This is a genomic window from Leptospira interrogans (assembly GCF_900156205.1).
Lineage (GTDB): Bacteria > Spirochaetota > Leptospiria > Leptospirales > Leptospiraceae > Leptospira > Leptospira interrogans.
Map to the genome: position 1 here is coordinate 80245 of NZ_FTNA01000002.1, position 23798 is coordinate 104042.

The 23798-nt window shown below is 35.3% G+C and carries 21 protein-coding genes; 12 read left to right on the forward strand and 9 right to left on the reverse strand.

Annotated features, from left to right (window positions below; translation table 11 throughout):
• Nucleotides 1-25: 25 nt before the first annotated feature.
• Complete coding sequence (glpK, locus tag BW942_RS01960) at nucleotides 26-1516, forward strand: glycerol kinase GlpK (protein WP_001286755.1); 1491 nt, start codon at nucleotides 26-28, stop codon at nucleotides 1514-1516.
• On the opposite strand, the gene BW942_RS01965 is transcribed toward glpK, so the two are convergent.
• The 6 genes from BW942_RS01965 to sppA all read right to left on the reverse strand — a co-directional run bounded on the left by BW942_RS01965 (nucleotide 1510) and on the right by sppA (nucleotide 7466).
• A complete protein-coding gene (locus BW942_RS01965; protein ID WP_000007225.1) occupies nucleotides 1510-2805 on the reverse strand; it encodes a hypothetical protein in 1296 nt (431 codons plus the stop codon). The two genes, glpK and BW942_RS01965, sit on opposite strands and share 7 nt — an antisense overlap.
• A gap of 133 nt (nucleotides 2806-2938) precedes the next feature.
• A complete protein-coding gene (locus BW942_RS01970) occupies nucleotides 2939-3232 on the reverse strand; it encodes a hypothetical protein (RefSeq protein ID WP_001971687.1) in 294 nt (97 codons plus the stop codon).
• Between the two features lie 2 nt (nucleotides 3233-3234).
• Nucleotides 3235-4215 carry a PP2C family protein-serine/threonine phosphatase gene (locus BW942_RS01975; RefSeq protein ID WP_001049331.1) on the reverse strand — a complete coding sequence of 327 codons (981 nt, stop codon included), beginning with the start codon at nucleotides 4213-4215 and terminating at the stop codon, nucleotides 3235-3237.
• Nucleotides 4212-4826 (reverse strand): hypothetical protein, encoded by a 615-nt coding sequence (locus BW942_RS01980; protein ID WP_001088575.1) that lies wholly within the window; start codon nucleotides 4824-4826, stop codon nucleotides 4212-4214. Before BW942_RS01980 ends, BW942_RS01975 begins: the two co-directional genes overlap by 4 nt.
• A gap of 196 nt (nucleotides 4827-5022) precedes the next feature.
• On the reverse strand, nucleotides 5023-6444 hold the full coding sequence (locus BW942_RS01985; protein ID WP_000898568.1) for an MBOAT family O-acyltransferase: 1422 nt from the start codon (nucleotides 6442-6444) through the stop codon (nucleotides 5023-5025).
• Nucleotides 6445-6479: 35 nt separating this feature from the next.
• Nucleotides 6480-7466, reverse strand: coding sequence for a signal peptide peptidase SppA (gene sppA, locus BW942_RS01990; RefSeq protein ID WP_000682856.1), 987 nt, complete (start codon nucleotides 7464-7466; stop codon nucleotides 6480-6482).
• Nucleotides 7467-7607: 141 nt separating this feature from the next.
• Here sppA and BW942_RS01995 point away from each other — a divergent pair, with 141 nt between their 5' ends.
• From BW942_RS01995 to BW942_RS02015, 5 genes are all read left to right on the forward strand, one after another.
• Nucleotides 7608-8513, forward strand: coding sequence for an aldose epimerase family protein (locus tag BW942_RS01995; RefSeq protein ID WP_000461624.1), 906 nt, complete (start codon nucleotides 7608-7610; stop codon nucleotides 8511-8513).
• 1006 nt (nucleotides 8514-9519) lie between these two features.
• On the forward strand, nucleotides 9520-11229 hold the full coding sequence (locus BW942_RS02000) for a DNA repair helicase XPB (protein WP_000042798.1): 1710 nt from the start codon (nucleotides 9520-9522) through the stop codon (nucleotides 11227-11229).
• Between the two features lie 51 nt (nucleotides 11230-11280).
• Complete coding sequence (locus tag BW942_RS02005) at nucleotides 11281-12495, forward strand: pyridoxal phosphate-dependent aminotransferase (protein WP_000365890.1); 1215 nt, start codon at nucleotides 11281-11283, stop codon at nucleotides 12493-12495.
• Nucleotides 12496-12501: 6 nt separating this feature from the next.
• Nucleotides 12502-13425 (forward strand): hypothetical protein, encoded by a 924-nt coding sequence (locus tag BW942_RS02010; protein WP_001971371.1) that lies wholly within the window; start codon nucleotides 12502-12504, stop codon nucleotides 13423-13425.
• Entirely contained in the window at nucleotides 13413-14246 is an 834-nt protein-coding gene (locus tag BW942_RS02015; RefSeq protein ID WP_001277162.1) for an alpha/beta fold hydrolase, read from the forward strand. The genes BW942_RS02010 and BW942_RS02015 overlap by 13 nt, the downstream gene beginning before the upstream one ends.
• Here BW942_RS02015 and BW942_RS02020 read toward each other — a convergent pair.
• Nucleotides 14203-15678, reverse strand: coding sequence for a sodium:solute symporter (locus tag BW942_RS02020; protein WP_002067908.1), 1476 nt, complete (start codon nucleotides 15676-15678; stop codon nucleotides 14203-14205). The two genes, BW942_RS02015 and BW942_RS02020, sit on opposite strands and share 44 nt — an antisense overlap.
• Before the next feature lie 287 nt (nucleotides 15679-15965).
• Here BW942_RS02020 and thrB point away from each other — a divergent pair, with 287 nt between their 5' ends.
• Entirely contained in the window at nucleotides 15966-16928 is a 963-nt protein-coding gene (thrB, locus tag BW942_RS02025; RefSeq protein WP_000095033.1) for a homoserine kinase, read from the forward strand.
• 477 nt (nucleotides 16929-17405) lie between these two features.
• Here the strand turns inward: thrB and BW942_RS02030 are convergent, their stop codons facing one another.
• Nucleotides 17406-18047 (reverse strand): hypothetical protein, encoded by a 642-nt coding sequence (locus BW942_RS02030; protein ID WP_000242794.1) that lies wholly within the window; start codon nucleotides 18045-18047, stop codon nucleotides 17406-17408.
• 8 nt (nucleotides 18048-18055) lie between these two features.
• Nucleotides 18056-18361, reverse strand: a complete 306-nt coding sequence (locus tag BW942_RS02035) for a hypothetical protein (protein ID WP_001020482.1) — start codon at nucleotides 18359-18361, stop codon at nucleotides 18056-18058.
• 258 nt (nucleotides 18362-18619) lie between these two features.
• Between BW942_RS02035 and BW942_RS02040 the strand changes: the two genes are divergently transcribed.
• The 5 genes from BW942_RS02040 to bioA are packed head-to-tail and all read left to right on the forward strand — an operon-like array spanning nucleotide 18620 to nucleotide 23784.
• The gene (locus BW942_RS02040) at nucleotides 18620-19666 is read left to right on the forward strand and encodes a DsbA family protein (protein ID WP_000651714.1); all 1047 of its coding nucleotides are present in this window, start codon (nucleotides 18620-18622) and stop codon (nucleotides 19664-19666) included.
• A gap of 26 nt (nucleotides 19667-19692) precedes the next feature.
• Complete coding sequence (locus BW942_RS02045; protein WP_000048017.1) at nucleotides 19693-20673, forward strand: malate dehydrogenase; 981 nt, start codon at nucleotides 19693-19695, stop codon at nucleotides 20671-20673.
• Between the two features lie 17 nt (nucleotides 20674-20690).
• Nucleotides 20691-21821 carry an aminotransferase class I/II-fold pyridoxal phosphate-dependent enzyme gene (locus tag BW942_RS02050; RefSeq protein ID WP_001054325.1) on the forward strand — a complete coding sequence of 377 codons (1131 nt, stop codon included), beginning with the start codon at nucleotides 20691-20693 and terminating at the stop codon, nucleotides 21819-21821.
• Nucleotides 21821-22486 (forward strand): dethiobiotin synthase, encoded by a 666-nt coding sequence (bioD, locus tag BW942_RS02055; RefSeq protein ID WP_000257883.1) that lies wholly within the window; start codon nucleotides 21821-21823, stop codon nucleotides 22484-22486. The genes BW942_RS02050 and bioD overlap by 1 nt, the downstream gene beginning before the upstream one ends.
• Nucleotides 22483-23784 (forward strand): adenosylmethionine--8-amino-7-oxononanoate transaminase, encoded by a 1302-nt coding sequence (gene bioA, locus BW942_RS02060; RefSeq protein WP_000638432.1) that lies wholly within the window; start codon nucleotides 22483-22485, stop codon nucleotides 23782-23784. Before bioD ends, bioA begins: the two co-directional genes overlap by 4 nt.
• Nucleotides 23785-23798: the final 14 nt, after the last annotated feature.

Here is a 23798-nt window from a genome sequence, read left to right on the forward strand (position 1 = left end):
TTAAATTTTTTGGAGACGATCTTCTATGAGTGATTATATCATCGGTATAGACGCCGGAACTACCGGGATTCGAATTTTTTGTTTTAATAAATCAGGAAACGTAATTTCCAGCGCGTATTCCGAATTTAACCAGCATTATCCGAAACCTGGTTGGGTGGAACACGATGCGGAAGAAATCTGGGCCAAAACTGAAAAGCTCATATTAAAAGCGATTCGAAATGGAAAGTTGAGTCCTTCTAAAGCAGTCGCAATTGGAATTACAAATCAAAGAGAAACCACAGTATTGTTTGATAAAGATACCGGAAAACCTGTTTATAATGCGATCGTATGGCAATGTAGAAGAACTTCTGAAACCTGTATGGATCTTAAATCTAAAGGATTGGAATCTTTTTTTCGTAAAAAAACGGGATTGGTTTTAGATGCATACTTTAGTGGAACCAAAATTCAATGGATTTTGGAAAATGTAAAAGGTGTAAAAGCCAGAGCGGAAAAAGGAAAGATATTTTTTGGAACCATAGATACGTATTTACTATATCGTTTGACCAACGGAAAATCGCATAAGACCGATCATACGAATGCAAGTAGAACTTTGATCTACAATATCGAAAAGAAAGAATGGGATAAGGAATTAACTCAAATATTAGGAATTCCTGATTCTATTTTACCAGAGACGCATAATTCTAGTTCATTGTTCGGAAGAACGGAAAAGGTAAAAGGACTTCCTGACGGAATTCCAATTTCCTCTCTTGTGGGAGATCAACAAGGGGCCTTATTTGGCCAACTTTGCACAGAGCCTGGGGAAGCCAAGAACACGTATGGAACCGGATGTTTTCTTCTTTTTAATACTGGAAATAATTTTCAGATTTCTAAGAACAATTTACTTACTACCTTAGGATGTGGACCGGAAGGAAAGACTGTTTATTGTTTGGAAGGATCCGTTTTTATAGGAGGCGCTGTCGTTCAATTTTTAAGAGATAATCTGAAATTTTTTAAAGAATCCAAAATTTCCGAAAAGTATGCGTCTTCGGTAAAAAAAGAAGACGATGTAGTTTTTATTCCCGCCTTTGCAGGGTTAGGTGCTCCTTATTGGGATATGAACGCGAGGGGTGCAATTTTAGGTCTGACAAGAGATACTACAGCGGAACAGATCACAAGAGCTGCGCTCAAATCGATTGCCCTCCAATCTTATGAACTTGTAGAGGCAATGGAAAACGATACTGGTTCTAAATTAAAAGTTTTAAAAGTAGACGGGGGTGCGACTGGAAATTCTTGGTTGATGCAGTATCAATCTGATATATTAGGAAAACGTGTAGTTCGTCCTTCCAATGTAGATACCACGGTATTAGGTGCGGCATTTTTGGCGGGATTAGAAAGGGGATTTTTTCCTTCCGTAGTGGATCTAAAAAAGAAACTAAAAACGAGTAAGGAGTTTTCTCCACAGATGAAACAACCTCAGAGAGAAAAAGAGATTCAGATTTGGAAGGATTCTGTCCATAGGATCCGAACCAATCAATAATCAAAACCTAATAAACAAAATTCAAATGTCTTTTTAGAGGATGTAATTCCAGCTCCGCATAAAACTCTAAATTCAGAAAAAAAAAGAATTTCTAAAATTCTTCCGGGAGGAATTTTTAAAAAGAATTGTTCGTTTCGTTCCCGTTTAGAAATTAAAGTATCCATTCGGACGATTTCTATCCATTCTAGAACCTGGAAAAGAATCGTTTTTTTTGTTACGGAGTAAAGTCGAATAGAACGAGTTCCGAAAATTTGAAAATTGAATTTAAAAGTTTCCCCAAGACTTTGAAACATCACTTCCATTTTTTGATTTGGATCGGTTTTAGAATTTTCTAAAGATTCTTGATAAATAGGGAATATTCCATTTTCATAATAAATTTTTCTGGAAAAGTTTTTAAAAATTTCCTTTTCAACTATTTCTTCCAGAGATTCGCCCGCTTCTGGTTTTTTAATCGGAGAATTTAAGATTGATTTTAATTTGTTTTTGGAAATGTTTTTTTCAATCATCACTTTGACTGGAGGAGAAAGTTTAGGATAAGAAAATCGAATGATTCTTTCATCCATTGACGTTAAAATCCGATTTAAAAAAGGACCGTGTATCAAAGGAAGAATTTCAATCTGGAAAATTTGATCTCGTAGAAATATGGCGAACTCAGGTTCGTGGCTGAATAGATTAGAAACGATTGTTTGCTCTTCTGCGGGAGTTCCTGCAAAAAGAATTTTTACCAAACGAAATAAATATGATTTTTGTTTTGCGTTGAAGTAAAGAGATTCAATTTTTTTCTCTACTTCCGATTCGGATAATTCTGGGTTTATTATATCTTTTAAAGATAAATAACGTGTTGAAAACATCTTGTTTCTTATTTGTTTATATAAAATAAAATTTCCAGTTCTTACAACTCCTATGGTAGTAAGCTCTGATTCTCGTCTAGAAATTTGAAAGGGAATAGAGCCAACTGGAAGATATGGATTTTGTAAAATTGGAAATTCAACGTTATCCGAAATCTCAAAAGATTTTTCTGGAAAACGTTCGTTTTTAGAATAAATTTTCCCTTCTTTAAAACTCAAGTAAGCTTTGAAGTCTATAGACTTTGAGGAAAATGAAATTCGATTCCATTCTAAAGAATATAAGAATCTAGGTATGAGTGCAGGAAATGCGAATAGAAATGGTAGTTCTTCGATTTCTGTTGGCTTAAAATTGTAAAATGGATCTATTGTAGATTTTAGTCGAACGACAGAATCGGAATCTGCTTTGACGAAAAAATAGTTTAACCCTTCTTCGAAAGACATCGTATTTTAATTGGTTCTAAAATATAACAGATTAATTTTGAAAATGTGGAGAATTTTTTCTTTTAATTTATGATTCAATTAATTTTCGAAAAACGAGTATAAAATTCAGAGATTTGATTTAAAAAAATAGTTTCTAAAAAGTTTGGCGAACCGTTTCCGGGATTGGAGAGGAAAGTCCTGGAGGAGAATAACTTTTTTTAGTGAGTTTAGAAACAAGAGCTTTTTTAAAATTATTGAAATTATATTCAATTTTTAGAATGTGAATTTCATCTTCCAATCCGAAAGGGATAAAATCTATGATTTCGTCTTCGGTCATTCCGGTAACCAGGGAAACGTCCTGAAGAATTCTGCCCAGTTTACGAACATCTCTTTCTTCTAGAGGGATTAGATTTAGGATTTTAAGTTCAAGCTCGCTCAATTCTAACATAATCATTTTTTGCGAATCATCAGAATCGTCATATCGTCCTGAAGTTTTCCACCCGTATGTTTTAGGATTTCGGTGAAAAGTACATCTGCAATTTTAGTAAGATCGTTTTTGGGAATCTCATCTAAAAATTGAAATAGGCTTTCACCAAAATATAGATTTCCATTATTTTTTTGTTCGTAGAGTCCGTCTGTAAAGCAAAATACTATATCCCCTGTTTCCAATTGAAATTTACTTTTGCCTTGTACATTTTTTAAAGTAGAATTCATGGTAATCGATACAAATTTTCCATCGGTTTCTATGATTTTGTTTTTTCTCGTTTTTTTTTGATGGATTACAAAACTAGGGTGAAGACCTGAATGTTCCAAGTTTCCTTCCTTGTCTATTTTGATTAAAAGGAAAGTTGCATATAGATTTGGATTAATTTTAGGGTTTTGTTCCGTTCTTTTTAAAAGGTCTTCGTTGATTTGTTCTATAACTTCGTAAGGACTTAAGTTGTGTTTTACGAGTAAGGACATGTTTTGAAAAATCATCATACTAAAAATTCCGGCGAGATAGCCGTGTCCCACAGAGTCTCCTATACCGATCCAATAATTTCCTTGAGGATCCGTTAAAAAGTTATAAAAATCGCCTCCGATTGGATTATATGTGAGAGTTCTTCCGTAGATTTCGTAGTTTTCGTCATCTAAAGGTAGGGGAAAAAGATAACTCTGCATTCGGTCGTCGCCCTTTCGATAACGTTTTCTCATCTTTGAACGTATTTCTTCCTCTGGAAGGATTTTTTTTGTGAGAAAGAATATAAAAGAAATATAATTTACTAAATAAATAAAACCAATGATACCTAAATAAAGTAGAATTTTTTCTTTTTCCGAAAACGAAGAGTTTTGTAGAAATACGATTGGGGCGATAAAACAGACCAAATTTATAATAGGTGGAATCCAGCCGACTCTTTGGAAGTAGCTTTTGATATAATCTTTCAAATTCATGGTTGATAAAAATAGGCGTGAAACTGAAACTCTTTCTTAAGAAAATTTTTTCTCGAAATTTGAAAATACTGATCTTCCAAATAGGGTTCGTGGATTCCGTCTAACAGTCCGTATTTTTTTTCCTGATAACCGGATTCATACAATAATGGGACGAGGGTTTTGGTAAAAGGGTCGTAGTGATATAACAATTTATGATCAAATGGAAGATATTCGATTTGAAATGTTTCTCTATTTCCCTGAAAAAAAACTTCTCCTTTTTCGTGTGTCTCCAACAAAACCCAGTTTCCTGAAACACAATACTTACCTTTTCCAATTACGATATGAGTTGTATATTCGTTTTTATCCTTCACTTCCCGTTTCATGGATTTTTCAAATGTTAGATTTTTACGATTCAGTAAGATTTTTTCCTGAACGATATTTTTATAGAAAAGAGTATTGATGTGAGATCTTTCAGGCCGATTTCTCATATATATTCCCTCAGGAATTTTTTCTGGATCTGTTTCTAAGATAGAATTAGGAGGAAGGGTTCGAATCCATGAAGTAGAACATTCGAGAAAAATAAAAAAAATAAAAGGAATGAATTTAAGCTCAATGTTGTTTCTTGAATTCAATGTCTCATTCCCTGAACTCGGTAACACTACTTTCCACGGATCGCAGTGTTAGGTTATTCGACAGGTACAACAGAATAATCGCTTTCGTATTGGTTATATTAAACTCGCGTAATTTTAAATTTAAAAGAAGAGATTTACTTTTATGATTCAATTCAACCTCCCTTTCAAATTTTCATCCTTTTTTTAACAAAAGGTTTTAAAATTGAAAATAAATAAATTCCCCGCCGCCGTCTCCAAATACGCCTAAGAGTAAAAGTAAAATGACACTGAAGACAGGAATTAAGACCCTAGAACGCTTTTCTATTTTTTCCGTCGATTTAGGAAAGTATTGAAGAGCATTAAAACCTATGGTTAGTAGTATGAATAACAAGAGTTCTTCCCAACGAGGAAGAACTTTTCCAGAAAAAAAATTTTGAAAACCTTTCATCAAATCAAACAAAAAGGAAACTGAATTTTTTCCGGCAGAACCGGCCCTAAAAAATAAACCGGAAATTAAGAATAGGTTCAGAGTAATTGTGTTTCTTAAAAAACGAATCGTTTTTGACGAAATAATATTTGTGCCTTGTACTAGTTTTGGTTCTAAGATTCTTTCTATAGCGAGTACAAAACCTAAATAAGCTCCCCAAAGAACGAATGCTATATTGGCTCCGTGCCAGAGACCACCCAAACACATCGTAAGAAACATATTCCACTGAGATCTAAGTTCTCCTTTTCTACTTCCACCAAGAGGAATATAGATATAATCTCTGAGCCAAGAAGAAAGCGTTATGTGCCATCTCCCCCAAAATTCTCGGAACGAAGTAGATAAGAAAGGTCCTTTAAAATTTTCAGGAATTTCGTATCCAAGTAAAAACGCACAACCTCTGGCAATATCTGTGTATCCAGAAAAATCGCAATAAACCTGGCAAATAAAACCGAACGCTCCGATGTAAACGGAAGCAGAATGATATTGGTCAGGTTCCAAATAAAGAGGAGAAATGATTCCAGAGATAGAATCCGCTAAAACTGACTTTTTAAATAATCCGAAGATTAAAAGAAAGATTCCTTGTTTCATTCTTTGTTTATCGATTTCAGGAAAATTGAGTTTGGGCAAAAAATCGGTTGATCTCATGATCGGCCCTGCAATCAGCTGAGGAAAAAAAAGGATAAATAAAAAGTAATCCAGAGAGCTGATTTTTTCCGGAATTAGATCTCTATGAATATCTACTTGAAGTGCAATTAATTGGAACGTGTAAAAACTAATAGCAAGAGGTAAAAGGATTTCTACAGAAGTTCCTAACCTTTGCCAAAGTTCCATACCGGTAAATGTGCTTAGAGAATCCATTAGAAAATAATAATATTTAAAAAATGCTAGGTTGATCGTATTGAGTATGATCGTCCACTTTAGAAGACCTTTTGTGGATTCCCCTTTTTTTTTCTTTTCCCAGAGTTTAACAGAAAGATAATAATTGATCCCGATTATTAGAAGAAAATGAATCAAAAACGTTATATGAGAATAACCGTAAAATACGATGGAAGAAACGAATAAAACTTTCTTTTTCGCTGGTACGTCTACATTCCAGTAGATCAAATACGTGATCAGAAATAAAAATAAAAAGGGTAGGGAATTGAATAACATTGATATTAATAGATTCCTAAATTTCTAATGTTTACTTAGTAAGACCAAAGATATAAAAAACGAACTTGTCTACTCGTTCCTAGAATTTTAGAAATAGTAGAATCCGGTTTGAGTTCAGTGGACTGTACTTGGTAAAAATTTGTTCTTTGGTTGGTACTACGAGTATAATAAATGATTCTAGGATTTGTATTTCCCGGATTTTTTTTGTAATTCGAAAGAGCCATCGTCTCTTGTACTGCGTTGTCAAAGTAACCTATTTTATCAATTAAACCGTGTTGAAGCGCTTGGGACGCTGTGAAAATTCTGCCATCTGCAACTTTACGAAGTTCCGACGGATTTTTTCCAGGTCTTCCTTTTTTGACAATATCAAAGAATTTTTCAAAAAGATCATCTACAATGGATTGAAGTAATTTTCTTTGCTCCGGGGAAAGTTCTTCCAATGGAGAACCAATGGTTTTATTTCCACCAGAACGAATCGACTGATCTTTGATTCCAAGTTTATCTAAACCTTCTTTGACGTTGATTCCAGAAAGAATTACACCGATAGAACCGGTCACAGAAGTAGGGTGAGCGATCAAAAGATCGGTAGCCATAGAAATATAATAGGCGCCGCTGGCAGCAGTATCCATAAAAAGAGAAACTACAGGAATTTTCTTTTTGGTTTTAAATTGAAGGATTTCTCTGTAAATGATGTCGCTTGCAGTAACAGAACCGCCTGGAGAATTGATTTTCAAAATTACTGCTTTGATTTCCGGATCTAATTCTGCGAGTTCTAGTTGTTTTTTGACTTCGACTAAGATAGAATCTTCTTGGCCTCCAAAAAAGTTTTTTTCACCTTCGTCACTGATCACTCCGTCTATAGGTATGATTAGAATCTTATCTTCATTTTGACCGGAAATAAGTTTCTCCCTTAATTCCACTGTTTTTGAGGGAAATAAATTCGCATTTACTGGAACGTAACAATTAGAAAAAAAAAGATTTAGAAAAAGAATTTGGGTCCAAATTAGAATCGAGTGTTTCAAAAGAAATTCTCCTGTGGAATCGTCAGTTTCCTCGAATCAAATAGGTTTTCAATTCCTTTCCAGTTCTTAAATTTTGTGTCTAGAAAAGCCGTTTTTACAAAATGAATGGAAAGGATTTTGAATTTCTGAAAAGTTTGCGATGTGTTTGAGATTTTTAGCGATTGTTCTCGGTTAAAATTTACGGATCACGGTGAACAAATTCTTTCTTGGGTTTGGAAACATCCCTTAAGTGGAAAGGAGTTGGAAATTATTTCCGGCTATAATCAAAGTGAATCTTTTTTTTCTTCCGGTTCTTATTTAATGTATCCATGGGTCAATCGACATACAAATGATCGAATTCGTTTGGGAGAAGAATGGATTTCATTATCCTCCATCACAAATAAAGATAAAAATGGTTATCCTATCCACGGGCTTGGTTTTGCTTGGAAGCGCAAGATTCTACAAAAGACGGAAGATTCTATCCAGTTTGAACTTTCTCCGGAAAAAGAATTATTGAATTCTTCCTTGGGAAATGTAATCGTTCGAGAGACGTATTCTCTTAGAAGAATTTTCAACGAAGAAATTCTGACTCTCAAAACCGATTTTTTAAACCATAATTCATATCCGTTTCGATTTTGTTATGGGTATCATCCTTATTTTAGAATCCAATCTGACAAACAGTCTTGTGTTCTTAGATCTAATCTTTCAAAACAGATTCCTTTAAAAGAAGATCTGACGCCTATATATCCAATTTATACAAGAGAAACGGATCGATTTAGATTAGAAAAAATTCCAGTTTTGGATTCTTTATTTTTTGGAGAAGACGCTTGGGTTCTTTTGCAAATTCCAGACGATTCTTATGAAGTTCGAATTCGATCTAACTTGTCGAATAAAAACGATATACAACTTTCTTATTTTCAAATTTATACAGACTTCTCTAAGAATAGAATTGCGATAGAACCGATGAGTGCACCAGGAAATGCGATTGTAAATGGCTTTTCCTTAACTACCATTCTTCCCCAAGAAAAAAAGAGCGGAAGTTTTCAAATCGTTGTGAAATGTATTTAGGGCTTTTGTTTCAAAACCTCAAAAAGTTTACGTAATAATTCTTTAGAAATTTTTAATAAAATGCAGTAGTTCCTACATTTTTGTGAAACTCAATGCATCGCTTCTATAGTCGCTTTGCAGGTCGCATTTAGAAATTTGTGAACTTTCGAGCAGTTCTAATGTTGTTAAATTTTCGTAGTAGGGTCTCACATTTTTGTGAAACTCAAATTTCACTTCCTGAATGCTAATCCTTAGAGGGCATAACCTTACCCACAAGTTGAATAGGATTTTAGAATCAGAATGAACTCAACAGAACGGGCTTTCTATGGATCGCCGTTCTGGGCTCAAAAAGGCACATTTTTCAAGTGTTCCGACAAGAATGAGTCTTTTTACTTGCAAAAAGTATGTTTTTCTGATAGAGAAAAATTTTCCGAACTTTACCGCCTCCACCCCCACCCAAAAATAAAAGGGTGGGAACTAAGTTTTACAGAGGATTTGTCGTAACTCCGACAGATTTATATTGAGATCAAATATTTGTGGGTAAGGTTATGCTTAGAGGGAGGCCGCACTCGCTGAATTTTCCGGGTCGCGTTCAAACTCAGCAAAAAGGGTCTAAAGGTTGGTGGAAATTCAGCGTCTCATTTCTTTGGCGTTCGGCAGGATTTGGGACAAGGCTTAGTGTGAACTCGACGTAAGAAAGTTAAAAAAGTAGTAGTTCCCACACGGATCGGAATGAGTTGTAAAATTTAAATTTATGGGAGTTCCCACAAAAGAAACCTTTTTACTTGTAAAAATATAATTTTATGATAAAGAAAAGCCTCTCGACCAAGTTCTTACAGAATTCTTTTTCGGATTTTTAGTCGTAACTACAGCTGAATTTGAGAATCTATAATTGCAATCATTACGGTGGGAAAAGCGTCTTGCTATTCTATTTATAGGTTTCTTACTCGGTTGGAACTTATGTTCGCATTCTTCTTGACAGAAAGAGGTCGATTTTCAGTCTAAACAAACAGGAAACCAGATACAAATGAGTAAACCCTTAATCGTTCAGAGCGACAGAACCATGCTTTTAGAGGTGGATAATCCGGAATTTGAAGCCTGTCAAAGTGTAGTTTCCAAATTTGCTGAATTGGAAAAAAGTCCGGAATACCTTCACACATATAGAATTTCCCCACTTTCCCTTTGGAACGCCGCATCAATCAAAATGTCTGCGGATGAAATTGTTGAATGTTTGGAAAAATTCTCTAGGTATTCTGTTCCCAAAAACATAGTCAACGAAATCCGAGAGCAGATCAGTCGGTACGGAAAGGTAAAACTTGTTAAAGAAGAATCCGGGGAACTCGCAATTCTATCCAATGAAAAAGGATTCCTGCAAGAAATTGGAAATCATAGAGCCGTTCAACCGTTTATAGAATCTACTTTCCCAGATAAGATATATATCAAAAAAGAATATCGTGGTCATATCAAACAAGCTTTGATCAAGATTGGTTTTCCAGTTGAAGACCTGGCCGGTTATGACGAGGGAAATAAATACGGATTTAATTTAAGACCTACGAGCATCAGTGGCAAAAAATTTGGAATGCGAGATTATCAGAGAGCTTGTGTGGAAGTATTTCACGCTGGCGGAGGAAACGAAGGTGGTTCTGGAGTTGTAGTACTTCCCTGTGGCGCTGGAAAAACCATCGTAGGAATCGGAGTAATGCAAATTGTAGGTGCTGAAACTTTGATTTTAGTCACAAACACACTTTCTATTCGTCAATGGAGAAATGAAATTCTGGATAAAACGGATATTCCTCCTGAAGATATAGGAGAATATTCTGGCGAAGTCAAAGAAATTCGTCCTATTACAATTGCTACATACAACATTCTCACTCATAGAAAGAAAAAAGGCGGAGATTTTACCCACTTTCATTTATTCGGGGCCAATAATTGGGGATTGATCGTTTACGACGAGGTACATTTACTTCCTGCCCCTGTGTTTAGAATGACTTCCGAACTTCAGGCAAAAAGAAGACTCGGTTTGACTGCTACTTTGGTAAGAGAAGACGGTTTAGAAGAAGACGTATTCTCTCTGATTGGACCTAAAAAATATGACGTTCCTTGGAAAGAGTTAGAAAGTAAATCTTGGATTGCAGAAGCAAAATGTAAAGAAATTCGAGTTAATATGGAAGACGATCTTCGTCTGAAATATTCCATTGCGGACGATAGAGAAAAGTTCAGACTGGCTTCTGAAAATCCAGAAAAGATGAAGGCGATTGGTCTCATCATGAAAAAACATTCCGAGTCTCATTTGTTAGTAATTGGACAGTATATCAATCAATTGGAAGAAATATCAAAGAAATTTAATATTCCTTTGATTACAGGTAAAACCCCTCTTCCGGAAAGACAAACATTGTATGACGCGTTCCGTTCCGGTAAAATCAAATCTCTTGTAGTGAGTAAAGTGGCGAACTTTTCAATCGACTTGCCAGATGCCAATATTGCGATCCAGGTTTCTGGTACTTTTGGTTCCAGACAAGAAGAAGCACAGAGATTAGGTCGTATTTTGAGACCTAAAGGTCACGATAATACTGCCGTATTTTATTCTCTTATATCCAGAGATACAAACGAAGAACGTTTTGGACAAAATCGTCAGTTGTTTCTTACAGAACAAGGATATGAATACGAGATTTATACCTTGGACCAGTTTAGAGAAGCTCAAGAAGAATTGGCTCAGTTACAATTGAATAATGTCTAATTTTTTCCGTGTAATTGAAAAAACGGATCAAAATAAAAAAAGAGGAATAGCATGGATCTCAGCGCAAAGAGGCTGAATGTCATCGAACCTTCTCCTACTCTCGTAATTACTGCTAAGGCAAACGAGTTGAAAAAAAAGGGAGAAGATATTGTTAGTTTTGGAGCCGGTGAGCCGGATTTTGAAACTCCATCTCATATCAGAGACGCTGCAAAAAATGCAATCGATAGGGGAATGACTCGTTATACGGCTGTTTCTGGAACGGTTGAATTGAAAGAAGCAATCGTCCACAAGTTCAAAAGAGACAATGGTCTTGATTACGATAAAAGTCAGGTAATCGTTGGAACCGGTGGTAAACAAGTTATTTACAACTACTTTCTCGCAACCTTAAATGCGGGGGACGAAGTAATCATTCCCGCTCCGTATTGGGTGAGTTATGCGGATATTGTTCGTTTGGCAGAAGGTGTTCCTGTGATTGTCAACACTACTCCGGAGGCAAATTTTCAAATTACTCCGGAACAATTGAAAAAGGTAATTACTCCTAAGACAAAATGTTTGATTCTAAATTCTCCCTCCAATCCTACCGGTGCGGGATATACTAAGAAAGATATAGAAGCTTTGGGAGAGGTTGTACTTTCTACCGGAATTCAAGTCATGAGCGATGACATTTACGAAAAAATAGTCTATGACGGATTCGTATTTTCTAATCTTGCTATGTTGTCTCCGGAACTTAAAAAACAAACCTTTGTAATCAATGGAGTTTCTAAAACGTATTCCATGACCGGTTGGAGAATTGGCTACGGGGCGGGCGATTTGAATATCGTTAAAAATATGGAAACGATTCAAAGTCAATCTACTTCGAATCCTTCTTCGATTTCTCAGGCAGCTGCACAAGCTGCAATTGCAGGAGATCAATCCTGTGTAGAGGAGATGAGAAAAGCGTTTCAAGTCAGAAGAGATCTTATCGTTTCTCTTTTAAATGCGATTCCGGGTGTAAAATGTAACAACCCTCAAGGAGCCTTTTACGTATTTCCGTATTTGACGGATGTTTACAAAACTACTGGTTTTATAAAACTAAAACAAGGATCTTCCGAAACCTCTCTCAGTAAAATTTTCTGTAGCACTTTATTAGAAAAATATAAAGTAGCCGCGGTTCCAGGAATTGCATTTGGAGAAGACCAGGCTCTCAGACTTTCTTACGCAATGGGAGAAAACGACATCCGACGCGGGGTGGAAAGAATCGCGGAAATGATAAGGGATTTGAACTAGTAAATGATGAGACGGATCGTTCTGATCCTAATCTTTTTTACTTCTTTTCCATGTCTTTGGGGAGGGGATAGATTGGTTCTAAAACCAAATTCTCCTCTTTATTTATTTCCAGATAAAAAATCTGAAATTCTACGTCGTCTCAGCTTTGGTGAAATCGTTCAGAGTAAAAACGAAAGACAAAACGATCGTAAATTTCGTTTTGTATCCGATTCTTCCGGTTTGAGTGGTTGGGTTGAAACTCAGTATCTTTTCGATTTGGAAGAAAAAGGTGCTTATAAAGTAATCTTGCGCTCTATCGATAGAATGTTATATTCTACTAATACTGGATTGAACGAATTAGAATCCGTTTTTCAATATTTGAGTTCCGTGGAAGAAAATAAAAATTATCATGGAGACGAATATATTTATCTAAAAATTAGAAGAATTGTAGTTTTAATTAGAATATTAGAAATTCTGCAAGAACTAGAAAATAAACGTAAAGAATCTAAATTAACGGATTATATTTCCAAACATTCGGAAGAAATTATTCCGGGCAAACCCGCTAAGATCAATCCGGAGGTGTTTTGGAAAATTGGGGAAGATTTTAAAGACAAGGGCCCCGGAGATTTTGCGGCTTTTTTAGGAGTAAAACATACTCCAGAAATCAATTGCAAAAGAGACGTTTTTTGTTTTTTAAATGAAGAGAAAAAAAGAAGAATTCGTTATCTTCAATTGCACCCAAACGGTAATTATGCGAATGTTTTTGCCAATCAGATTTCCAAAAAGTTAGAAACTTTAACAAAAGATCCAGAAACGATTCAGTGCGGAAAAGGTGAATCCAGAAAAGAAATTTACGAATCTTTCCGAAAAGATCTACAATCTCTTCCTTATAGATACGGTAGAAAATATCATAATTTTCTAAAAATAATCCACAAAGAATGTCTGCAGTAAATTTAAGTTTTCGTAAAATTGATTTTCAAAACGGTAAATTTTTTTCTCCCGTTTGTGGACCGATTATTGTTTTACACGGTCTTTTTGGATCTTCCAAAAATTGGCTGAGTGTAGGAGATTTTTTAAGTCAGTATGCAGACGTATATCTTTTGGATCTCAGAAATCATGGAGATTCTCCGCATTCCAGTGAACATTCTATTGCTTCCATGGTGGAAGATATAGAAGTATGGGTAACAAAACAAAAACTAGAAAAACCGGTGATTTTAGGACATTCCATGGGTGGACTTGTTTCTATGGGATTTGCATTAAAAAATCCGAATATTCTGTCTTTATTATTTATAGAGGACATTGCTCCTAGAAACTATCCGTTTCATTATGAAAGCGAACTTTTATGTCTTAGAACGGACGTTTCCAGTTTTAAATCTAGGCAGGAAATTGATTCGGCACTGACAAAAATTCTTCCGAATGCTTTTATCCGAAATTTTTTAGAGATGAACTTAGAACGTCTCGAAAATAACGGAGGTTATCGTTGGAAACTCAACGTAGAAGGAGTTGCGAATTCTCCTAGGTTATTTCAGGACTTTTTTGATAAATATACAAATTATCCATATACAGGAAGAACGTATTTTATTACAGGAGGAGTTTCGGAATATTTTCATAAAGAAGACATTGAGATAGCTCGAAATTTTTTTCCAAATTCTAAATTTTACTTAATTCCTGGCGGTGACCATTATATTCATTTTACAAAGTCATTTGAGTTTAAAAAAATTTTGGAATCTATTTTTGAGAAGTTAGACGATTCTGAATTTGTAGTAAACTAAATCCGAGCAACCAGCAGGTTCCGATCCCGAATGGAACCAGAAGAGTAAAACTGGAACCGGTCCATTTACCGAAAATTAATGTTAAAATTGGAGTTAGTCCGATCGCCAAAGACGCAAAAGAATCCTTTAATTTTTGCATATAATAAAAACTTTGTATTCTTCCGCTTAGAAAAATTGAAATGATTGGACCAACAGTATAAGAAGAGATAGATAATCCTAATTCTACAAGACCCTTTTTTCCGGTTGTTAAAAATAGAGGAAGTAGGGAACTTAAGAGAAGAATCATCCCCCAGAATAAGCTTAAAGTACCAGAACCGAATTGTTCTATTTTTAAATCTACTTTAGTAGTCAAAGAAAGAGAATTGATAGAACTAGATAATGTAGACATAGCCGAAGCCAAAATAGCGGCTAATAAAAAACCTGTGATTGGCGAAGGTACTTCCTCTAAAATAAATTTGGAAAAAACCTTATCTTTAGGAATAGAGGGATCTTTATAATAAAAATATAATAAAACTCCAATGCTTAAAAATAATACGAACTGAAAAAATACAAAAATTCCAGAAGAAATCATCGCCTTTTGGGCGTCCGATTCTGATCTACACGCGAGTATTCTTTGAACAAACATCTGATCTACTCCGTGGGTTCCTAAGGTTAAAAGAATTCCTCCTAAAATAGCAGTGGGAAAAAAATAAGCGGATGAAAAATCTGTCCATTCAAAAATTTGAAACTTATTTGTTTGATTTGCATTTTCGATCAGATAAGAAGCGTCGAATCCATTTTTAAGAAGTATAGAACCTAAATAGAAAAGCGCAAAAATTCCTCCTGCGACGTAGATTAAAAATTGAATCGAATCTACCCAGACCACGGAACGAAATCCTCCCTGAACTGTGTAAAGAATTGTGATTCCGGAAATGAGTAGAAGACTTAAAATTTCTATGTGTAGATTTGTGGTTTTTAATAAAGAAAACTGTTTTAAGAAAACTTCAAGTAAAATCGCAACCGGAATAGCGGATGCATACATTCTCACTCCGTCTCCTAAAATGCGAGTGAGTTTGAATAAAAATGTGACCGTCTTTTGAGAAATTTTTCCATAGTGGTTTCCTACCCATTCATAAACGGAAATAAAACCGGATTTGTAATACATAGGAATAAAAAGTTTGGCTACGATAATTCTTCCTAAAACAAAACCCAAACCGAGGCTAAGAAAGGTAAGATTACTTGAATAACTAAGTCCAGGAATGCTCAAAAAAGTAAGAGTAGACGTTTCTGTGGCAACGATTGAAAAGCTCAAAGCAATCCAAGAAATTTCTTTTCCTGCAAGAAAGTAAGAAGCGGAATCCTTATCTTTTTTTCTAGAAGTGAACCATCCCGAAAAAAGAACCAAACCAACATAGAAAAGTAAAACGGTTAGATCTAAAAATGAAAAGTGCATAATCAGGCAGAATTCATTTTCAAAAGACCCGGAAAACTCTTTTTCTTTGAATTGAGGTTCTTTATAAGAACTCAAGCAACACATCGGATTTTTTTCGCAAAAATGAAATTGGAATTCCCACAAGTTTTCTTGTTTGATTGTGTTCACGAGTTGCAGTTTCTGATTTAAGAATTTGTAGTTGTGTATGAAAATCCTGATTTTGAAAGCGGAAAATAAAATGACGTTTTCATTCGGAAAGAAATTCTGGTCGTAACTTTTTCGATCTTTCTAAGATCGATTTTCTTTTTATGTCTTCGATTTTACAATATTCCATTCGAGTTCCTGGAACCTCGGCTAACTTAGGGCCAGGTTTTGATCTTTTTGGTCTTGCGTTTCGAATTTACAATCAATTTCAATTTCAATTTTTACCCGGAAAGGAGTTTAAAACTTCTGTAAAAGGAATGGAAACACTTCCATTTGGTCCGGATGAAGATCTAGTTTTATCATCGTATCGATCTTATTTTAAAAGATTTTTATCAGGAAAAGAAATTATTCCATATTCTCTTTTGATGGATTTAAAACTTCCCATGAAAGGAGGGCTTGGTTCTAGCGCCAGCGCAGCCGTTGCTGGAGTCTGTTCTGCTAGATTTGTACATAAAAAATTTTATCCAGAAATTTCTATTCCTAAAGAAAACGAGTTTTTATTTCATCTTGGTCAGATCGAAGGACATCCGGATAATACAATTCCAGCTTATTTAGGTGGTTTTGTGTTTTCTTATTTCAACGGAAATCGTTTAGAATTTGTCAAAAAAAAATTTCCAAAGAAAGTGCGTTGTTTTTTGATCGTGCCGAATTTAGAAACTTCTACTCATCAATCTAGAAAAACTCTTCCTAGTTCGTATTCCACAGAAGACGTGATTTTTAATATGAGTCGGGTTGTTACTTGGATGGAATTTTTGGACTCCGGAAAAATTTCACTTTTGAAACTGGCGCTGGATGATCGAATTCACACTCCATATAGAATGCATTCAGAATTCGAATTAAATCCTTTTTTAATGCAGATCCATAAAAATTTAATTGGATATTCTCTTTCCGGGAGTGGTCCTTCTGTTCTTTTATTTTCGGAAAGAAATAAGGCAGTAAGAGTCGAAAAGATTCTCAAAGAAAAAATCTCCGAGTTTGTGCAAGAAAATCATTTTCATTGTCAGATTCTTTCTTTAAAAGTAGAAGAGGATGGTATTTTAGAATCCTCAAAAGAAATTAAAATTTGAGAATATTCTAATTGATTAAAATATGTGTGTTAAAAAAGAGAGAATTAAAAATTAATTACGCTACATTTGAGAATTTTACGTTTTTATTTCTGTATCGTCTGCTCCTTCAAAAAACCAAAAACGGTTCATATCAGAAATCGTCTGATTGACTTTAATCATTGTATGTGGAGCGATTTGTATTTCTCGGTCTCATTTTTTAGGCCGGTCCTTTTAACTTTGCTAAAAAACAAAGAAAGTAGATTGGTGTCTTCCTCTTTTTTACAAACAATCAGCGTTAATAAAAATAAATAGGGTATAATTACTTTTCTCTGTTCATTTAAATGTATAATCGTATCGGTTAGTTTACAATTTTATAGTACATAACGTACTTAAAAATTAAGAACGATTTCTATTGATTCAAACGACAAAACGACTTGATGATTATTTAGGGACGTAAGAAAGAAAAATCACAAAAAAACCTTTCAGGATTTCAAAAAATCATTCTTCTGGTTCTTCTCTTTCTTCTTTACCAAAGGCGTAGAGACCTTTTTTGATTGGAGTTTTTCGGTTGAGACCAGGGTGGATTTTTGTGATCGTAAAAATAAATCTCATCCTTTCTTTTCCAAAATTATTGATAAAAAATTCAGAGGAAAGACCAATTTCAAAATACTGAGTCATTCTTTCTTTTACTACTTTGTCTGAAATTCTAAAATCTGCACTTTTACCGATCACTTCATAACTATCTAATTTTTCGCTGGATTCCATTTTAGAGAAAGTAGGCATTCCAGGTGGTTTGAATAGTACAGCAGAATTTCTTAATATTTGAATTTCGTAATCTTCTGAGTCTTTTGCTTTTTTTAAGTTAAATATCAAATGATTATCGGAAATCGTGTTACAGTAAGTTCTAATATTTCCAGAAGTTTGTCCCACACTGAACCGAACATTTCTCTGACTTTCGGGAACCACGAGCAGAAATCGATCTCCTTCTTCTGGCGGAGTTCCGATCCCTGCACTTCCTTTTTTTATGGCGGGATAAATGACTTCCTTAAAAAATAGAAAACATAAACCAAGAAATGCAGCAGAACCCATCAGGATCAAAAAAATGTCCAGACCGACCGTGTAGATAAGACCTAAAACCAAAATTTTCTTTATCGCCTTATATCGATTTTGTGATTATTTAAATTTTCGCTCATTCTAGAGCGTGTCATCATAGAAAGAAGATTTTTCATTTGTTCAGGACTGATAACTTGATTCATCCTCTCTTCAAAAGACACAGGAGAAGGTTTCATAACAAGCTCTTCCGGTTTGATTTCATTGATTTTTGCACTGGGTGTTGTTCCGGAAATGGAAATTTCTTCTTGGTTCTGTGCCTCAGAAGCTACTGGTTCCGTTTCTTTGTTAAATTGAAACCAGTAAGACAAAAATGGTTGGATTGTAAGTCCCCCTATATTCATAAAGCCAACCTCCTTTTTAAAATAAGATCAAACCGATCTTCTCTATTAAAACTATCGGTAATCAGAGAAACACTTTAGTTATTTTTCGGATTTTTTCCTGTTTAAGAACTGTTTTCATCTCCGCTTTCGATTTTAGGGTTTTAAAAGTGGCAAAAATGAAATCCGAATTTATAGTTTGCCACCCTGTCTCAGATTTCTAAGTTGGCAAGTAGGGGAAACTAAGTCGTCGTTTTTCCGACCATTGGAGGGAATATTTCCATGAAAGACATAATCGAAAAACTGAAAACTAAGGAATTCAGACCCCTGCTGATACTTTCAGCCATTTTTTTGATTTATATCGCGTTTACCATTTTTCCGCTAATTTCGTATTTTTCTCCTGACGGAGTCGTTGAAATTAACGGCAAAAATTATACGATCAAAGACGTTGAAAAGGAAAATCCTAGAATTGCTCGTAAGTTCTATTCGGAAACAAATGATCGTCTTTATCGTGTTCTTTCCGAATTTGCTAGTAAAAAAGTAGTATCTCTCGCGGCAAAAGAGCGTAATGTTTCTGAAAAAGAACTTTTGGAACCTTCGGTCTCGGCTCCTAGTATCGAAGAAATGAGAGCCGTCTATGAACAATATAAGAATTCTCCAGCATTAAAAGGAAAGTCTTTTGATCAGGTGAAAGCCGAAATCGAAAATCATCTCATTTCGCAAAAGAAAGAAGAAGCAAGAAATAATTTCTTTGGACAACTTCGAAATCAATATAATATTTCCGTAAAGGTCAAAGAACTTCCCCCTCTTAGAGATAATACAATTCTGGCTGGAAATAATCCTTCTATCGGACCAGAAAACGCAAAAGTCACCGTGATAGAGTTTTCTGATTTTGAATGTCCATTCTGTAAAAGAAGTCAGTCAGTAAATTCTCAGTTAAGAGAAAAATACAAAGATCAAATCCGTTGGGTTTTTAGGGATTATCCTCTTTCTTTTCATCCAAACGCAATGTTTGCGCATATTGCGGCTAATTGTTCTGCTTCTCAGGGAAAGTATTGGGAATTTTTTAAAGTTCTTTTTGACAATTCCGGAAATCTTCCTAAAGACAGAGTTTTGGATTTAGCAAGAGGGCTAGGGTTGGATATGAAAGTTTTTAGTCAATGTGTGAATGATTCTGAAGTGCGTAAGGAAGTAGAAGCAGATATGGCGGAAGGTGAAAAATACGGAGTCAGTGGAACACCTGCGTTTTTTATCAACGGAGTTATGATAGAAGGTGCTCAACCGATAGAAGCTTTTATTAAGGTAATTGATCAAGAACTTAAAAATTAAAATTAGAAATTAGGAGTCACCCAAATATGAGTAAGACTGTAAAAGTCGCTGTTACAGGCGCTGCGGGACAAATCGGATATTCTTTACTTTTTAGAATTGCTTCGGGACAAATGTTCGGCGCCGATACTGCAGTTGAAATTCAGATGCTTGAATTGGAAGCTGCAATTCCTGCGGCTAAAGGTGTCATTATGGAATTGGAAGACTGTGCGTTTCCTCTTCTGCAAAAGGTGACCGTCTCTTCCGATTTGGATACGGCTTTTAAAGAGATCAACTGGGCGTTGTTAGTTGGTTCCGTTCCTAGAAAAGCTGGAATGGAAAGAGGAGATTTACTCAAAATTAATGGTGGGATTTTTGTAAACCAGGGAAAAGCGATTGAAAAAAATGCTGCTTCTGACGTGAGAATTCTAGTAGTTGGGAATCCTTGTAATACAAACTGTTTGATCGCTATGAATAACGCAAAAGGAATCTCTCAAGATCGTTGGTTTGCGATGACTAAATTGGATGAAAACAGAGCAAAATCCCAACTTGCTTCTAAAGCAGGAGTTCCTGTAAAAGAAGTGACTCATCTTGGAATTTGGGGAAATCATTCCGCTACTCAGTACCCTGATTTTTACAATACAAAAATTTCTGGAAAACCGGTTACCGATGTAATCTCAGACCACGAATGGTTAAAAGGTGATTTTATCAAAAATGTACAACAAAGAGGCGCAGAAATTATTAAAGCAAGAGGTGCCTCTTCTGCAGCTAGTGCAGCGAATGGGGTAGTAGACACGGTTCGAGGAATCATCACTCCTACTGCTCCTGGGGATTGTTTTTCTGCGGCGGTTGTTTCCGATGGATCTTACGGAGCAGAAAAAGGACTTATTTTTGGATTTCCTTTAAAGTCTGACGGAAAGAAAGTAGAAATCATTCAAGGTATTTCATTAAACGATTTTGCAAAAGAAAAATTTAAAATCACTCATGAAGAACTTGTTTCAGAAAGAAATGAAGTGAAGGAAATGCTCTAACATTTCAAAGAGGTTTTTTGAACCTGAGTCCATCTAATTTCATTCAGAAAACCTCTTCCATTTTAGAATCCTTGAAAAAGGATTTTTTATTTCGATCTCTAGAAATTCCTTACGGAGTAGATTTATCTTCCAACAATTATCTGGGGCTTACTCACCATCCTAAACTTATTGAAAGCGTAAAAGAAGGATTGGATCTTTATGGTGCTGGATCTGGTGCTTCTCGTTTGGTTAGTGGACATAGAAATTCTTTTGAAAGAGCCGAGCAGTGCTGCTCCGAATGGATAGGAACTGAAACTTCTCTTTGGGTCTCAAATGGTTACTCAGCCAACGTAGGATTGATTTCTTGTATTGCAAATGCCAAGTCTGAGGTTTTTACGGATAGGCTCAATCACGCTTCAATTTTAGATGGAATCCGTCTTTCCGGCGCACAAAAAATATATTATAAACATCTAAACTTAAATCATTTAGAGGAACTTCTTCAAAAGTCCAATAGAAAAGAAAAAATTATCATATCTGAAACCGTCTTTAGTATGGATGGGGATTTGGCACCGATTGAGGATCTTCTCTACCTTAAAAATAAATACGATGCGGTTTTAATCTTAGATGACGCACATGGAATTGGTGTATTTGGACAAAAAGGAGAAGGTAGGGTTTCTCAAGTTTTAGGTTCAGAAAAAATCAAAGAAGTGGATTTTATCACATATACAAGTGGGAAATCTTTAGGTTTGGAAGGTGCTTGGATAGGAACTTCTAAAATTGGAAAAGAATTTTTGATTAACAAAATGAGAACATTCATTTATTCTACAGCGCCTATGCCTGCTATTGCACATGCGGTTCCTACTTCCATTTCAATTGTAAAGTCTATGGAAAAAGAAAGAGTAGATCTTTTACAAAAAGCCAGTCGTTTTCGAGTTTCTATTCAGACTAAAAATTATCCAAAGACTACTTCTGAATCCCAGATTGTTCCCGTATTGTTTTCGTCCGAAAAAGAAGTTTTAGACGCTGCAGAACTTTGTAGAAAAAACGGACTTTATGTAAAGGCGATTCGGCCTCCCACTGTGAATGTTCCCAGGCTTAGAATCAGTATTCATTCCGATACGACTGAATCTATATTAGAAAAATTGATTTCTATTTTACCGGAGTTCTAATGGCAGTTTTTATAGGAGGTACTGGAACCGATGTAGGGAAAACTTTTTTTAGTTCTCTCATCTTAGGAAAATATGGAGAGTCTTTAGGGCTTAAGTATTTTAAACCGGTTCAGACTGGAGATGATAGTGATCGTATCACTCTGATGCGTCTTACAGGATTACACGAAAGTTATGTTTTGAAAAATTACTATTCTTTGGCATTTGCAGGTTCCCCTCACTATTCTTCCGAACTGGAAGGAACGGAAATAGATACAGATGAACTCTCTAGACATCTTTATAGTATTCGTGATGAGAAAATCATTATAGAAGGAGCGGGTGGCTTACTCGTACCATTGAATCGTAGAATGCTTACCTTAGAAGTAATTCGTCAAGCGGAGATACCTTTAATTTTAGTAGCACCTACTTCTTTGGGCGCGATCAATCAAACTCTTCTTTCAATTGAAGCAATTCAAAATAGAAATATCGATTTGAAAGGAATTTATTTTTTAGGAATTCCAGATAAAACTACGGAAGATAATATCCGAACGATCACAGAATGGAGCGGTGTAATTTCCCTTGGAAGTTTCTTTTTGAATTCTAATGAAAGGATTAGTTGTGAATGTTTTCAAGAGGAATGTATTCCAAAATTTGATCTAGACGAATCTATAAAAAATATACTGGTATGATCTGGTATCCTTTTACTCTACAATTTGAACCGGATTCTCCCTTAAAAATAGAAAGAGCCAAAGGCGAATTTTTATACGATGAATTAGGGAATTCTTATATAGATGGAATTTCTTCCTGGTGGGTAAGTATTCACGGACACAATCACCCTAAAATTGTTCAAGCGGTTAAGAATCAGTTGGAAAAATTAGATCATGTTTTGCTTGCGGGTTTTACACACGATCCCGCTGAAAAACTTGCTGCCGAACTTTTAAAAATTACAGATGGGCTGTTTCAAAAAGTTTTATATTCAGACAACGGTTCGACTGCTGTTGAAATTATGATTAAACTTGCTTATCAGTATTTTCAAAATATAGGAGAAGTCGATCGTAAAATATTCATAAAATGGAATTCTTCTTATCATGGAGATACGATCGGGACTATGAGCGTAGGCGGAAATTCTGTCTTCAATCGTGTTTTTCAGGGATTGATGTTCCCTACAAAGGAATTTCAAACTCCTAATTGTAACTTTTGTCCTATGGGTAAAAAACCGGAATCTTGCAAGGTAGAATGTATTGATCCGATAGAAGAATTTTTTCAAAAAAGTCCGAAAGCAGTTGCAGGAATTGTAATTGAACCTTTGATTTTAGGTTCTGGAGGAATGATTTTTTATAAAGAAGAAGTCCTTCAAAGATTAGAAACCATCTCCAAAAAATACGGCAGTTTACTTTTGCTGGACGAGGTTTTTACTGGTTTTGGTAGAACCGGATCTGTTTTTGCTTATCAAAGAGCAAAGATACGACCCGATTTTATTGCGCTGGCAAAAGGGCTGAGTGCTGGTGTCTCTGCGGTTGCCGTAACGTTGACAACGGATCGGATTCATTCAGCTTTTGTAACTGCTGATCCAGAAAAAGGATTTTACCATGGACATACCATGACCGGAAATCCGATTGCTTGTTCTGCGGCGCTTGCCTCTTTAAAAATTTTTTTTGAAGAGAATCGATTGGAACAAATTTTAAGGTTAGAATCTAAACTCAACGTAGGTTTAAAAAAGATCGCGAAAGAATTTCCAAAAGCAGTAAAAAATTGTAGGGTTTTAGGGGCCGTAGGAGTTTTAGAATTGGAAGTAGGTAAAGCAAGCGGTTATCATTATCCTGGAAATAAAATTCTCAAGAAGAAATTTCTAGAAAAAGGAGTTTTACTCCGTCCTTTGGGAAACGTAATTTATCTTACTCCTCCATACAATATAGAAAATTCTTCTTTGGAAAAAATCTTTTCCGCGATCCGAGAAACCCTCTCTGAAATTTCTTTTGGGAATTAGACTTTTCAAGAAAA